The sequence below is a fragment of the Leisingera sp. ABM4_103 genome (assembly GCF_056158685.1).
The window spans coordinates 1,858,040-1,870,943 of sequence record NZ_JBSWTU010000005.1 but is presented as its reverse complement, the minus strand read 5'-3'; the positions used below and the strand labels follow the sequence as shown (position 1 = coordinate 1,870,943).

Below are 12,904 nucleotides of genomic sequence, written 5' to 3'. Positions count from 1 at the left end.
CGGCTTAGCCTGATCAAGATGTTAGCGGAGACAGGTACTGTTCAAAGGTCACATTGTCGGCAAAGGCACGGGCCGCGGCCTCCTCTGCCGGCGACGTCACGGTCCAGCACAGAACCGGCACGCCTTCGTTGCGCAGCGCCTGCACCCGCGGCCGGGCCAGGTCGCCGGCCTCGTGGCTGATAAAGCTGGATCCGGTACGCTCAAAATCCGGGATCGCGCGCAGATCATCGCACATGGCGCGGGACAGCTCCGGCCAGTCCGCCGGATCATAGGCGCTGGTGGTGAGGCCGCGCGGAAGTTCGGGTGCCAGGCGGGACAGTTCCGCCACCGAATGCGGGTTGAAGGACATCAGCGCCACCGGGCCGCGATAGCCCTCCAGCGCCTTGGCCGCAGCCCGTTCCAGCGCCCCATTGGTGACCCCCATCTGGCCGTGCTGGTCCTTCAGCTCGATCAGCAGCGGCACCCGGCCGGCCACCAGCTCCAGCACTTTGGCCAGATCCGGAATGCCTTCACCATCGCCGCCCTTCAGCGGGATGGCAGCCAGTTCCTCGCGGCTTCGCGCACGGACCGGACCGGCAGCTTCTGCCAGCCGGTCCAGCGCATAGTCGTGAAACACCATCGCGCAGCCGTCGCCGGACAGCTGCAGGTCGATCTCGATGCCATAGCCTGCGGCCAGCGCTGCCCGCACCGCAGCGCGGCTGTTCTCCGGGCGCCCGTCCGCCGCATCGTGCAGGGCACGGTGGGCCAGCGGGACGTTCAGGAAGGCAGCAGGCAGGGCAGGTCTCATTTGATCTGGAAGACTCCGTCGATTTCAACTGCAACGCCCAGCGGCAGAGAGGGCGAGCTGACGGCGGAGCGCGCGTGGCGGCCAATGTCGCCGAGTGCTTCGACCAGGAAGTCGGAGGCGCCGTTCACGACCTGCGGCTGCTGGGTGAAATCAGCGGTCGAGTTGACAAAGGCGCCCAGCTTGACCACCCGCACGAGCCGGTCCAGATCGCCGCCGCAAGCCGCCTTGAGCTGCGCCAGCAGAGCGATTGCGCAGCGCTTGGCCGCGGCCTGCCCGGCCTCGACATCCATGTCTTCGCCCAGAGTTCCGGTTATCAGCCCATTGTCATCGGCCGAAATCTGGCCGGAGATATACACCATGTCGCCCGCGACGACATATGGCACATAGTTTGCTGCCGGTGCCGGCGCGTCGGGCAGGGTCACCCCCAGCTCTTTCAGTTTCGCTTCGATGCTCATGGCCGAGTTCCTCCGAGTCTTTGCTGGCCGGGACGCTACCCGCCGCGGCGGCTTTCGGAAAGAGCAAATGCGAAGCCCCTTCGCGCCTTTCCGCCCCGTTGGTCCGGCAGGTGAACGGCGCCGGTTTCATGCAATTAAACCGGCCATGAAAAATTCGACTTTTCATGGCCGGAAACCGCGCCGGTTTCCGGCTGCCGTCAGCTTTCGCGGAAGGCTTTCACGAAATAATCGGACAGCGGTTTGACCAGGTAAGCCATGGGCGAGCGGTCGGCGGTGCGGATGTAGCTTTCCACCGGCATCCCCGGAATCAGCACGGTACCCTCAGGCAGCCGCTCGCGCTCGCCGGGATTGAGCTCGATCTCGGCACGGTAGTAGGACACCCCGCTGCCCTGATCCTCAAACGCATCCGCTGAAACCTGGGTCACATGGCCGAACAGCTCCGGGGTGCTGCGCTGATCCAAGGCGGAGAAGCGCAGGGTCACCTCCTGCCCTGTATAAAGCTGGTCGATATCGGTCGGCGCCACCTGCGCCGCAATCACCAGCGGCCGGTCCTGCGGCACAAGATACAGCACCGGGTCAGCCGGGCGGATCACCGAGCGCGGCGTCTGCACCTGCAGCCCGTAGACGATCCCAGACACCGGCGCAGTAATATCCAGCCGCTCCAGCCGCTGCCGCAGCGAGCGGCGGGTTTCGGCCAGCTCCAGCTCCTGCGAGCGCAGGTCGCGCAGGCGGGTGATCGCCTCCTCGCGCTGGCCGGTGGCCAGTTTCAGGATCTCGATGTCGATCTCGGTGATCCGCCCCTCGGCCTGTGCCTCTGAGGCGACCAGCTCACCCAGCTGCCCTTCCAGGTTGGCCTGGGTGCGGCGCAGGTTCAGCACCGTCGCCGCCTGCGCCAGGCCGCGGTCCAGCAGCGATTGCTGGTTGCTGAGCTCTTCGTTGATCAGCTCCAGCTGAACTTTCATCGACTGCTGCTGTGCCTGGACGCCGCGGATCTGCTCCTCGATCTGCACCCGGCGTTTCTCCAGCTGCTCGATCTCGCGGGCGGTGGTGGCCCTGCGGGCCTGGAACAGGCGCTGCTGGCCATCCACCAGATCCTTGACCTCCGGCTGGCTTTCGGCGGCTTTCAACAGCTCCGGGTCAAAGGTGATTTCCTCGGCCTCGTCCCGCTCCGCCTCCAGCCGGCCGCGGCGCGCCATCAGCTCGAACAGCTGGCCTTCGGTGATCACAAGCTGTGACGTCAGCTCATTTGCGTCCAGCCGGATCAGCGTGTCGCCCTCTTGCACGGTGTCGCCTTCATCCACCAGGATTTCCGCGACAATGCCGCCGTCCAGATGCTGCACAACCTGCCGGTTGCGGTCGACCTCGATCCGGCCTGTTGCCACCACCGCGCCGGAGATCGACGACAGCACCGACCAGGAGCCGAAGCCGCCCACCAGCACCAGAAGCGCGATCAGCCCGATAACCAGCGGCCGCCGCGCGGACCAGTTGCCATCCCCGCTCATCGCACGCCTCCTGCGCCTGTGGCCTGGCGGATGTTCTGATGGTTCGCGACCATTTCCTGCAGCACCTTGTCCTTGGGCCCGAAGGCCGTCTGGGTTCCCTTGTCGATCACCAGGAGCATATCACACTCCTGGATCGCCGCCGGGCGATGCGCCATGATCAGCACCGAGCGCCCTTCCGCCTTGATCTGCTTGATCGCCTGGTTCAGCGCGATCGAGCCTTCGTTGTCGAGGTTTGAGTTCGGCTCGTCCAGGATCACGATCACCGGATCGTCGAACAGCGCCCGGGCCAGGCCGACCCGCTGCATCTGGCCGCCCGACAGCCGCCCCCCGGAAGCCGTCACCCGCGTGTCATAGCCTTCGGGCAGCTTGAGAATCATCTCATGCGCAGCGGCCTTGCGGGCGGCTTCCACCACCTTCTCGGCATCGGGCTGCTGGTTCAGGCGGGCAATGTTCTGGGCGATAGTGCCATCAAACACCTGCACCCGCTGCGGCAGATAGCCGATGTGCCCGCCCAGCACGTCCGGCGCGTACTGATCCAGCGAGGCGCCATCCAGCCGCACCGATCCGGCAGCAGGCCGCCAGACTCCAGTGAGCGACCGCGCAAGGGTGGACTTGCCGGAACCGGAGGGTCCGATCACCCCGATCGCCTGACCCGGCTGCACACGGAAATTCACGTTGCGCAGCAGCGGCGCGCTGCTGCCCGGCGGCACCACCGCCAGCCCCTGCACCTCCAAAAGCGCCTTGGGCTTGGGCAGCGCGGTGCGCGCGGCCTCCTCCGGCACCTTGTCCAGCAGCTCCGCCAGGCTGTGCCAGCCCTTCAGCGCCCGCTGCACCATCGGCCATTGGCCCAGGCCCAGTTCAATGGGCGCCAGCGCCCGGCCCATCAGGATGGAGCCTGCAATCATCGCGCCCGGTGTCACCTCGCCCTGCAGCACCAGATAGGCGCCCAGGCCCAGCATCGCCGACTGCAGGAACAGCCGCAGCGTCTTGGTCAGCGTGGTGAAGCCGCCGCCAGTGTCATTGGCGGTGACGCTGTCGGCCAGCGCCGCGTCACGGGCCTGCTTCCAGCGCTCGAAGGAGGCGCCGCGCATACCCATGGACTGGATCATCTCCGCTTCGTTGCGGATCTCCTCGGACATCAGATTGGCCTTGTGGCCGGTCATGTTCGCCTTCTGCATCGGCAGCCGGGTGAACAACTGGTTGAAGACAGCAATAACCACCAGCACCGCCCCGCCCGCCAGCGCCAGCAGGCCGAGCCAGGGGTGGAACAGGGCGATGCCCGCCAGGAATACCGGCGTCCACGGCAAGTCGAAAGCGGCGGTCAGTACCGGCGAGGAGATCAGCCGCTGAACCGATTCCAGGTCGCTGAGGCCGGTCTGCGCAGCCGGGTCCTGCGCGACCGCCGAGCGGCGGATCATCGCGTCGAACACCCGTTTGTCCAGCGCCGCCTGGAACCTTGCCCCCACCCGCGCCATGATCCGGCCGCGGGCATAGTCCAAAAGCCCCATCATGCCATAGAGGAACACAACCAGCAGCGACAACGCCAGCAGCGTCGCCTCAGAGCGGCTGCCCAGCACCCGGTCGTAGACCTGCATCATGTACAAAGGCCCGGTCAGCATCAGAAGATTCACGAAGAAGCTGAAGATCCCGGTAAACCAGTAAAGGCCACGGCTCTGCCGCCGCACGGCACGCAGTTCCTCATAGCCATTTTTATAAACACTTTTATTCATGGGCAGACTGCACTAGTGGTTCCTTGGCTTCGGGTCAGGGCTGGGTTGCATCATGGTCTGGGTTGTATCAGTTGTGACACAAGCAGGTAAAAAAATGCAATCAGACTGGAAAACGGCGGGAGAATCCTTATTTGCCCTCCGACGCGCCGGCGCCAGTATCAATTTGGACACTTAACCGAATGCCCTATATGTTGCGACCGCATAAATTTCTGTTTGCGCTGATTTTCGCCGCCTTCGCTGCTGGCTGTGCCACCCAGGATCCTGTCGCGCGGGCCTCCGGCGAGGTGTTCGACCCCTACGAGAAGACCAACCGCACAGTTCACGCCTTCAACCGCGGGGTCGACCGGCTGGCGTTCCGGCCTGCTTCCAAGGGTTATGTGGCAATTGTTCCCCCGCCGATGGTGACCAGCTTCTCCCACTTTGCCGAGAACCTGTCGATGCCGGGGCAAATGATCAACGCGCTGCTGCAGGGCGATCTGAAGATGGCCGGCAACGCGTTTTCGCGCTTCGTGATCAACTCCACAGTGGGCTTTGCGGGCCTGGCTGACCCCGCCAGCGAGTTCAACGTGCCGCCAGTCGATACCGACTTCGGCGAGACGCTGCACGTTTGGGGCGTTGGCGAAGGCGCCTACGTCGAGCTGCCGTTTTTTGGCCCCTCCACCTCCCGCGATGCCGCGGGGATTGCGGTGGATTTCTTCACCAACCCGCTGGGATATGTCGAGCAGAATACTGCCGACAACATCAGCATCTATGCGGAAATCGTGCGCCGCATGGGCGATCGTGGCAACTATTCCGACACGATCGATTCGATTCTCTACGAGAGCGCCGACAGCTACGCGCAATCGCGCCTGATCTATCTGCAGAACCGCCGGTTCGAGCTGGGCGATGGCGAAGAGATCAAGGAAATCGACCCGTTCGAACTGGACACCGAAGGATTCTGACGATGGACCGCCGCAAATTTCTGATAGGTGCCGGCGCCGTGCTGGCCACCGCGCCGCAAGCCCTGTGGGCGCTGAACGAAGCCAGCGCCAGCACGCTGATCAACAGCCTGGTCACCGACGTAAACCGTGTGATCGCCTCCGGCAAGGGCGAGAGCGCGATGTACCGCGACTTCGAGCGGATCTTCCAGCGCTACAGCGACACCTCCTATATCGCCGCCTATGCGCTGGGTTCTGACGGACGCCGGGCGTCCTCCGCACAGAAGCAGGCGTTCTCCCAAGCCTTCCAGGGCTATATCTCGCGCAAGTATGGCAAGCGCTTCCGCGAGTTCATCGGCGGCAAGCTGGAGGTGACCGGCGTCAAGAAGGTGAAAAAGTGGTATGAGGTGAGCACCATAGCCTACCTCAAGGGCCAGTCCCCCTTCGAGGTGACGTTCCTTGTGTCGGACCGCTCCGGCCGGGATCTGTTCTTCAACATGTTCATTGAAGGCGTCAATCTCCTCCTGACCGAACGCACCGAGATCGGCGCGATCCTGGACAGCAAGCGGGGCGACATTGACGCGCTGATCGCAGAGCTGAAGCGGCTGAGCTGAAGCACCCCGTCACTGGACTAGAAATAGGCTCCCCGCGGGGAGCCTTTTTTGTTCTGCTGACGGTATTTGCCCGCATTCAGAGGTGCACTCCTGCCCGTCGCTGCAGCATCAGTGATGCCTTGCTCCCGTTGGGTCTGGCGCCCTGCCCCGCGGGCAGAGCGCACGCCGCACCCTCTGGGTGCGGCGCCGGGCCCAACTGCCGAAGGCCTCCGCAAGGCGGCCTGAGACAGGCGGGAGAGCTCCCGCCAGCCCCGACGCCGGTCAGTTGCCCAGGATATCGCGCAGGATGTTGTCGACCGCGCGGCCCAGCTCCTGGCCAAGGTTCGGCCCCTGACGGCGGCGGCGCTCGCGGCGCGGTTCCTGCGGCGGCGGCGCTATCGGCGCTGGTTCCAGCATCGGCAGCGGCTTGGGCTCCAGCCCTTCATGCACCCGCACCATGGTTTCCTTCCAGATCTCGGCCGGCAGGCCGCCGCCAGTCACACCGGACAGCGGCGTGTTGTCGTCATAGCCCATCCAGACGCCCGCCACGTAATCGGCAGTGAAGCCGATGAACCAGGCATCCTTGGCCGCCGAAGTGGTGCCGGACTTGCCCGCCGCCTGCCAGCCCGGGATCTGCGCCCGCTGGCCGGTGCCGCCGGCAATCACCTTCTCCATCATCCAGACCAGCTGCTGCGCCGCCTCAGTGCGGATCACCCGTTCGCCGATACCGCCGCTGGCGCCCATCAGCGCGTTGCTGTCCTCGACCAGCTTCAGCTCGGTCACCCCGTAAGGCGTCACTGAGGAGCCGCCGTTGAGGATGCCAGCGTAGGCCCCGGTCATTTCCAGCAGGCTGCTTTCGGAGGCGCCCAAGGCCAGCGCGGGCCCTGCCGCCAGGTCGCTGTCGATGCCGAAGTCCCGGGCCACCCGGCTCACCTTGTCGCGGCCCACGGCCTCGGAGATCTTCACCGCCGGCACGTTGAGCGAATCCCGCAGCGCCCGCGCCAGTGTCACCTCGCCATAGAACTTGCGGGTATAGTTGTCCGGGCACCATTGGCCGGAACCGGGAATGTTCAGGCAGTATTTCGCGTCCAGCACCCGGTCATACGGCGAATAGCCAAGCTCCAGCGCGGTGGCGTAGACAAACGGCTTGAAAGCCGAGCCAGTCTGCCGCTTGGCCTGTGTGGCGCGGTTGAACACACCCGACACCTTCGTCTTGCGGCCGCCGACCATGGCGCGCACGGCTCCGTCGGCGCTCATCACCACAATCGCCGCCTGCGCCTTGGAGCCTTCACGGACCTTGTTCTCGAACACGTATTTCAGCGCTTCTTCAGCCGCCGTCTGCAGGCGCTGATCCAAGGTCGAGCGGATTACCACATCCTCGGTGGTCTGGTCGCCCAGGAAGTCCGGGATGGTATCCATAACCCAGTCGGCAAAATAACCGCCAGCCCGCGCCGCGGCGGCCTCGCTCAGCAGGGCAGGGTTATCCTGGTTGCGCTTCATCTCCGCGGTGGTGAGATAACCCTGTTCCTGCATCAGCCGCAGCACGGTCGCGGCGCGGTCCTGCGAACGCTTCAGGCTGTTGGTCGGCGCCAGCGTGGACGGCGCAGTCAGCAGACCGGCCAGCATTGCGCCTTCCGCCGGAGACAGCTGGTTGGCGGATTTGCCGAAATACCGCTGCGCAGCCGCCTCGGCGCCATAGGCGCCTCCGCCCATATAGGCGCGGTTCATGTAGATCGAGAGGATCTCGTCCTTGGTGTATTTGGTCTCCATCGCCAGGGCAAATACCGCCTCGGTCGCCTTGCGCCACAGCGAGCTCTTGCGGCAGTCAGCCTCATAGGCGCTTTCGCTCTTCCACTCAGCAGGGTCATAGACGCGCCCCAGGCACAAGAGCTTGGCAGTCTGCTGGGTAATGGTAGAGCCGCCATGGCCCGACAACGGCCCGCGGCCCTCGCTGAGGTTGATGCGCACGGCACTGGCGATGCCGCGCGGCGAGATGCCGAAATGGCGGTAGAACCGCTTGTCCTCAGTCGCGACGATCGCATTCTTCAGATGCGGCGAGACGGTATCCGCCGTCACCACGCCGCCGAACTGGTCGCCACGCCAGGCAAAGACCTCGCCCTCGCGGTCCAGCAAAGTGACCGAACCGCGCGCGCGTCCGTCGAGGTAGGCAGAGACTTCCGGCAGCCTTGCATACTGGAAAGCCACCGCCAGGCCGATCAGCCCGCAGACCACCATGCCGATACGCCAGGTGAATCCCCAGACCAGCCGGAACGCCCAGGCAAAGGGCGCCAGCAAAAGGCCGATAAGGCCGCGCTTCTTCGGTGCGGGCCTTGCGCGCGTCTTCTTGCGGAACAACAGACCGAAGAACCCGGCCTTCTTTGCCTTGCGCGCGGGCTTCCTGCGCACGGGCTTTTTCGCGGCAGAGGCCCTGCCCTTGCCGCCTGCGGAATAGCGTTTTTCTGCCACCAGAGGCTTGCGCCCGGATCCTTGAGCCATCGTCATTTCCTGCCCGGTTTGCCCGTTTGCCGCGACAATACTCTGCCTGCCGCGGTTTGTAGAGGGGCAGAATCCGGACCTTTCCCCTTTTGCCAGATGGCCGGTTTTTAAGCGAACCGGGCAAAAGGCGCAAAATTATTGTGCGCTCGCAGAAAGACGCGCGGAAACTTGCTGGCCGTTTCTTTGCACGACTCGGGCGGCCCGTTTTGCTGCAAGTGCGAAATGCATCGGCATGGGGCCGGCGTAAGCAAATGCAGGGGATGCTGAGATGAAACTGATCATAGCTGCCATCAAGCCCTTCAAGCTGGACGAGGTCCGCGAAGCGCTGACCTCGCTGGGTGTCAGCGGGCTGATGGTCACCGAAATCAAGGGCTTCGGCGCGCAGGCCGGGCACACGGAAATCTACCGGGGCGCCGAGTACGAAGTGAACTTCGTGCCGAAGCTGAAACTGGAGCTGGTGGTGCCCGCCGATCAGGCCGAGGCCGCCGTCAGCGCCATCTCTGAGACCGCCCGCACCGGCAAGATCGGTGACGGCAAGATTTTTGTTCTGGATGTGGAACAGGCCGTGCGGGTGCGCACCGGCGAAACCAATCTCGAGGCGCTCTGAGCGCGCCCGGCATGGAGGAAAGACATATGAAGCAATTGAAACTCCCCTTGGCCGCGCTGGCGCTGACGGCGCTGCCGGGCCTGGCCCTGGCCCAGGACGGCCCGGCCCCGGGTGTGAACCCTGCAACCGACACCGTGTTCATCCTGAACTCGCTCCTGTTCCTGATCGGCGGCTGCCTGGTGTTCTGGATGGCGGCGGGCTTTGCCATGCTGGAAGCGGGCCTGGTGCGCTCCAAGAACGTCACTATGCAGCTGACCAAGAACATGGCCCTGTTCTCTCTGGCAGCGGTGTTCTACTGGCTGATCGGCTATAACCTTATGTATCCGCTGGGCAATTGGGCCGTCGACGGTGTGCTGTCCGGCGTCTTTGGCCCCGGCGTTCTGGAAGCCGTGGGGATCACCGCAGAAGGCGCGGATGATTACTCCTATGCCTCCACCGGCTCCGACTTCTTCTTCCAGCTGATGTTCTGCGCCGCCACCGCTTCGATCGTGTCGGGCACCCTGGCCGAGCGCATCAAGCTGTGGCCCTTCCTGATCTTCACCATCGTGCTGACCTCGGTGATCTACCCGTTCCAGGCCAGCTGGAAGTGGGGCGGCGGTTTCCTGGAAGAGATGGGCTTCCTGGACTTCGCAGGCTCGACCGTTGTGCACTCTGTTGGCGGCTGGGCCGCACTGACCGGCGCGCTGATCCTGGGCCCGCGCATCGGCAAGTACAAGGACGGCAAGACCATCCCGATGCCCGGCTCCAACCTGGCGCTGGCAACTCTTGGCTGCTTCATCCTGTGGATGGGCTGGTTCGGCTTCAACGGCGGCTCGCAGCTGGCAATGGGCTCGATTGGCGACGTGGCTGATATCTCGCGCATCTTCGCCAACACCAACGCTGCTGCCGCAGGCGGCGCCGTGGCGGCGCTGGTGCTGACCCAGCTTTTGTTCCGCAAGCCTGACCTGACCATGATCCTGAACGGCGCGCTGGCGGGCCTGGTGGCAATCACTGCAGAGCCGCTGACCCCGGGCCTGGGCCTGGCCACCCTGATCGGTGCCATCGGCGGCGTGATCGTGGTCTTTGCGGTTCCGTTCCTGGACAAGCTGCAGATCGACGACGTGGTCGGCGCCATTCCGGTGCACCTGATCTGCGGCATCTGGGGCACCGTGGCCGTGGTTCTGTCGAACCCCGAAGCCAACCTGCTGACCCAGCTGACCGGCATCGCCGTGGTGGGTGTCTTCACTGTCGCAGCCTCTGCCGTGGTCTGGATCATCCTGCGTGCCACCATGGGCATCCGGGTCGAGGAAGAGGACGAGGTCAACGGGCTCGACATGGCGGAGCTGGGCATGGAGGCCTATCCGGAGTTCTCGCCGAGCTGACATTACAGCCCTTGAAAGAAATGCGCGGCGCCTGCTTCAGGCGCCGCGTTTCGATTTGGGCGGGGCACTCCCGCCAGGCGCGGGATCATCACAGATGATCCCCCCTGTTGGGCCAAGCGCCGCTGCCTCGGCGCAGCCGGAGGGACCCGGATTCGTTCCTCCTCTGCACCGCGCCAGCGGTGCCACGCCCAAGCCTGCAAGGGTCTTGGCGCAGCCAAGGCACGCTGACAGGCGCGGGAGCCCCGCCCTTGTCAAGCCCGTTACCAGAATTGAAACGGGCAACAGTTTTTGGAAAACTTTTGACAAGACCTTTCACAACAAGTCTTGCGCGGCCTCGAGCCAATAGAAAAACGCGCCCGTTTCGCGGGCGCGTTTTCACCTTAACACGAATGACGCTCAGACGCCTGCGTCGACGATCGCCTTGGCCAGAACCGGCACGGTCTGCGCATTGAGGCCCGCGATGTTCAGGCGGCTGTCGCCCACCATGTAGATGCCATTGTCCACCCGCATCTTCTCGACCAGCTCCGGCGTGGTGCCCAGGAGAGAGAACATGCCGCGGTGCTGGGCGATGAAGCTGAACCGGTCAGAGCCGGTCAGCCGCTGCAGTTCATCCGCGAGGCTCTGACGCAGGCCCAGCATACCGAGGCGCACCTCTTCCAGCTCTGCCGCCCAATCGGCACGCAGGGCATCGTCGTTCAGGATCATTGTCACCAGCCGCGCGCCATGATCCGGCGGGAAGGAGTAGTTCTGCCGGTTCAGGAACGCCAGGGTGCCTTGGTTCAGCGCCTGCGCAGAGGCATCGTTGGAAACCGCCATCAGCAGGCCGGTGCGCTCGCGGTAGATGCCGAAGTTCTTGGAGCAGCTGGCGGCGATCAGCGTCTCGGGGCAGCTGGAGGCGACCAGGCGCACGCCCAGCGCATCCTCTTCCAGGCCGTCGCCAAAGCCCTGATAGGCGATGTCGATCATCGGGATCAGGCCGCGTTCGTTCAGCAGCGCGATGACCTCTTTCCACTGCACCTCGTTCAGGTTGGCGCCGGTCGGGTTGTGGCAGCAGCCGTGCAGCAGCACCACGTCGCCCTTCTCAGCGCCCTTCAGGTCTTCCATCATCCCGTCGAAGTTCACGCCACGGGTGTCGCGGTCAAAGTAGCGGTAGACGACGGTTTCGATGCCGACGTAGTTCAGGATCGACACGTGGTTCGGCCAGGTCGGATCCGACACGAAAACGCGGGCCTTGGGGTTGGCCATCTGGATCAGCTCAAACGCCTGGCGCACCGCGCCGGTGCCGCCGGGTGTGGCTGCGGCAGCGATGTTTTCGCGGGCAACGGCATCGCCCAGGATCAGCTTGATCATCGCGTCTGAGTAGGCCGGATCGCCCGCCAGGCCGACATAAGCCTTGGTGGTCTGCTCTTCCCACAGCTTATGCTCCGCCGCCTTGATAGCGCGCATCACCGGGGTGACGCCCTCGGGGTTCTTGTAGACGCCGACGCCAAGGTCGATTTTATCCGCGCGCGGGTCGTCGCGGTACATCTGCATCAGCGCCAGGATCTTGTCGGCGGGCTGGGGTTTCAGGGTCTCGAACATCAGTTCTCTCCGGTAGCAACGGGAAGGGTCGGGAAGGCACCCCATTCCACCCAGGACCCGTCATAAAGCGCGTGATCGGTTTTGCCGGTCCGCTCCAGGGCGAGGCTGAGGATGGCGGCGGTGACGCCCGATCCGCAGGAAGTAATCGCAGGTTTGCTCAGATCGACGCCGGCAGCTTCAAAGGCGGCACGCAGCCCTTCGGCATCCTTCATGGTGCCGTCGTCATTCAGCACCTGGCCGAAGGGGACATTTTTGGAGCCCGGTATATGGCCCGCACGAAGTCCCTCGCGCGGCTCCGGCGCGTCGCCGCGGAAGCGCTCGGCAGAGCGGGCGTCGATGATTTCATGGTCTCCCAGCTTGGCGGCGGCAGACACCTGGGTCACGTCGCGCACCATGTGGTTCTGCACCCGCACGGTCATATGGCGGTCGCGGATCACCGGCGGCAGATCCTCGACCGGATGGCCCTCGGCCTGCCACTTGGGGAAACCGCCGTCGAGAACCGCAACATTGGTCTGGCCCATCAGCCGGAACAGCCACCAGACACGGGCGGCGGAGAACAGGCCGGCGCCGTCATAGACCACCACCTGATGGCCGTCGCCGACGCCCATGGCGCGCAGCTTGGACATGAATTTCTCGACCGGCGGCACCATATGCGGCAGGTCAGACCGGTTGTCGGAAATATCGTCGATATCGAAGAACCGCGCGCCAGGAATGTGGGCGGCCTCATACTCCGCCTTGGCGTCGCGTCCCTGCTGCGGCAGATACCAGGAGGCGTCCAGCACCCGCAGATCCGGGTCCTTAAGATGGGCGGCCAGCCAGTCCGTGGAAACCAGCGTCTTCGGATCGTCCTGCATCAAAGCGTCTCCCTGTCTGCA

Annotated in this window: 11 protein-coding genes; 4 read left to right on the top strand and 7 right to left on the bottom strand. The window is 64.6% G+C overall.

What is annotated here, in order from left to right; genetic code table 11:
• Positions 1 to 13: 13 nt before the first annotated feature.
• The 4 genes from ACXAED_RS10700 to ACXAED_RS10685 form a co-directional block, all read right to left on the bottom strand.
• Complete coding sequence (locus ACXAED_RS10700) at positions 14 to 787, bottom strand: glycerophosphodiester phosphodiesterase family protein (RefSeq protein WP_475049509.1); 774 nt, start codon at positions 785 to 787, stop codon at positions 14 to 16.
• Positions 784 to 1,242 (bottom strand): RidA family protein, encoded by a 459-nt coding sequence (locus tag ACXAED_RS10695; RefSeq protein WP_475049507.1) that lies wholly within the window; start codon positions 1,240 to 1,242, stop codon positions 784 to 786. The genes ACXAED_RS10700 and ACXAED_RS10695 overlap by 4 nt, the downstream gene beginning before the upstream one ends.
• A 197-nt stretch (positions 1,243 to 1,439) precedes the next feature.
• Positions 1,440 to 2,744 carry an HlyD family type I secretion periplasmic adaptor subunit gene (locus ACXAED_RS10690; RefSeq protein WP_475049505.1) on the bottom strand — a complete coding sequence of 435 codons (1,305 nt, stop codon included), beginning with the start codon at positions 2,742 to 2,744 and terminating at the stop codon, positions 1,440 to 1,442.
• Positions 2,741 to 4,474 carry a type I secretion system permease/ATPase gene (locus ACXAED_RS10685; protein ID WP_475049502.1) on the bottom strand — a complete coding sequence of 578 codons (1,734 nt, stop codon included), beginning with the start codon at positions 4,472 to 4,474 and terminating at the stop codon, positions 2,741 to 2,743. The genes ACXAED_RS10690 and ACXAED_RS10685 overlap by 4 nt, the downstream gene beginning before the upstream one ends.
• Positions 4,475 to 4,653: 179 nt before the next feature.
• Between ACXAED_RS10685 and ACXAED_RS10680 the strand changes: the two genes are divergently transcribed.
• Positions 4,654 to 5,415 (top strand): MlaA family lipoprotein, encoded by a 762-nt coding sequence (locus ACXAED_RS10680; RefSeq protein ID WP_475049500.1) that lies wholly within the window; start codon positions 4,654 to 4,656, stop codon positions 5,413 to 5,415.
• Positions 5,416 to 5,417: 2 nt separating this feature from the next.
• Positions 5,418 to 6,005: an MlaC/ttg2D family ABC transporter substrate-binding protein gene (locus ACXAED_RS10675; RefSeq protein WP_475049498.1), complete on the top strand. Its 588-nt coding sequence runs from the start codon at positions 5,418 to 5,420 to the stop codon at positions 6,003 to 6,005.
• 261 nt (positions 6,006 to 6,266) lie between these two features.
• Here the strand turns inward: ACXAED_RS10675 and ACXAED_RS10670 are convergent, their stop codons facing one another.
• Positions 6,267 to 8,480: a transglycosylase domain-containing protein gene (locus ACXAED_RS10670; protein WP_475049496.1), complete on the bottom strand. Its 2,214-nt coding sequence runs from the start codon at positions 8,478 to 8,480 to the stop codon at positions 6,267 to 6,269.
• 268 nt (positions 8,481 to 8,748) lie between these two features.
• Here ACXAED_RS10670 and ACXAED_RS10665 point away from each other — a divergent pair, with 268 nt between their 5' ends.
• Both ACXAED_RS10665 and ACXAED_RS10660 read left to right on the top strand, forming a co-directional pair.
• Entirely contained in the window at positions 8,749 to 9,087 is a 339-nt protein-coding gene (locus ACXAED_RS10665; protein ID WP_475049495.1) for a P-II family nitrogen regulator, read from the top strand.
• Positions 9,088 to 9,113: 26 nt separating this feature from the next.
• A complete protein-coding gene (locus ACXAED_RS10660; RefSeq protein ID WP_475049492.1) occupies positions 9,114 to 10,448 on the top strand; it encodes an ammonium transporter in 1,335 nt (444 codons plus the stop codon).
• 396 nt (positions 10,449 to 10,844) lie between these two features.
• Here the strand turns inward: ACXAED_RS10660 and ACXAED_RS10655 are convergent, their stop codons facing one another.
• Positions 10,845 to 12,029 (bottom strand): amino acid aminotransferase, encoded by a 1,185-nt coding sequence (locus ACXAED_RS10655; protein WP_475049490.1) that lies wholly within the window; start codon positions 12,027 to 12,029, stop codon positions 10,845 to 10,847.
• Entirely contained in the window at positions 12,029 to 12,883 is an 855-nt protein-coding gene (sseA, locus tag ACXAED_RS10650) for a 3-mercaptopyruvate sulfurtransferase (RefSeq protein WP_475049487.1), read from the bottom strand. The genes ACXAED_RS10655 and sseA overlap by 1 nt, the downstream gene beginning before the upstream one ends.
• Positions 12,884 to 12,904: the final 21 nt, after the last annotated feature.

What these genes read in the sequence shown, in the direction of transcription:
- ACXAED_RS10695 (WP_475049507.1), bottom strand. Translation starts at nt 1,242, where the DNA reads ATGAGCATCGAAGCGAAACTGAAAGAGCTGGGGGTGACCCTGCCCGAC.
- ACXAED_RS10700 (WP_475049509.1), bottom strand. Translation starts at nt 787, where the DNA reads ATGAGACCTGCCCTGCCTGCTGCCTTCCTGAACGTCCCGCTGGCCCAC.
- ACXAED_RS10680 (WP_475049500.1), top strand. Translation starts at nt 4,654, where the DNA reads ATGCCCTATATGTTGCGACCGCATAAATTTCTGTTTGCGCTGATTTTC.
- sseA (WP_475049487.1), bottom strand. Translation starts at nt 12,883, where the DNA reads ATGCAGGACGATCCGAAGACGCTGGTTTCCACGGACTGGCTGGCCGCC.
- ACXAED_RS10685 (WP_475049502.1), bottom strand. Translation starts at nt 4,474, where the DNA reads ATGAATAAAAGTGTTTATAAAAATGGCTATGAGGAACTGCGTGCCGTG.
- ACXAED_RS10690 (WP_475049505.1), bottom strand. Translation starts at nt 2,744, where the DNA reads ATGAGCGGGGATGGCAACTGGTCCGCGCGGCGGCCGCTGGTTATCGGG.
- ACXAED_RS10655 (WP_475049490.1), bottom strand. Translation starts at nt 12,029, where the DNA reads ATGTTCGAGACCCTGAAACCCCAGCCCGCCGACAAGATCCTGGCGCTG.
- ACXAED_RS10660 (WP_475049492.1), top strand. Translation starts at nt 9,114, where the DNA reads ATGAAGCAATTGAAACTCCCCTTGGCCGCGCTGGCGCTGACGGCGCTG.
- ACXAED_RS10670 (WP_475049496.1), bottom strand. Translation starts at nt 8,480, where the DNA reads ATGGCTCAAGGATCCGGGCGCAAGCCTCTGGTGGCAGAAAAACGCTAT.
- ACXAED_RS10665 (WP_475049495.1), top strand. Translation starts at nt 8,749, where the DNA reads ATGAAACTGATCATAGCTGCCATCAAGCCCTTCAAGCTGGACGAGGTC.
- ACXAED_RS10675 (WP_475049498.1), top strand. Translation starts at nt 5,418, where the DNA reads ATGGACCGCCGCAAATTTCTGATAGGTGCCGGCGCCGTGCTGGCCACC.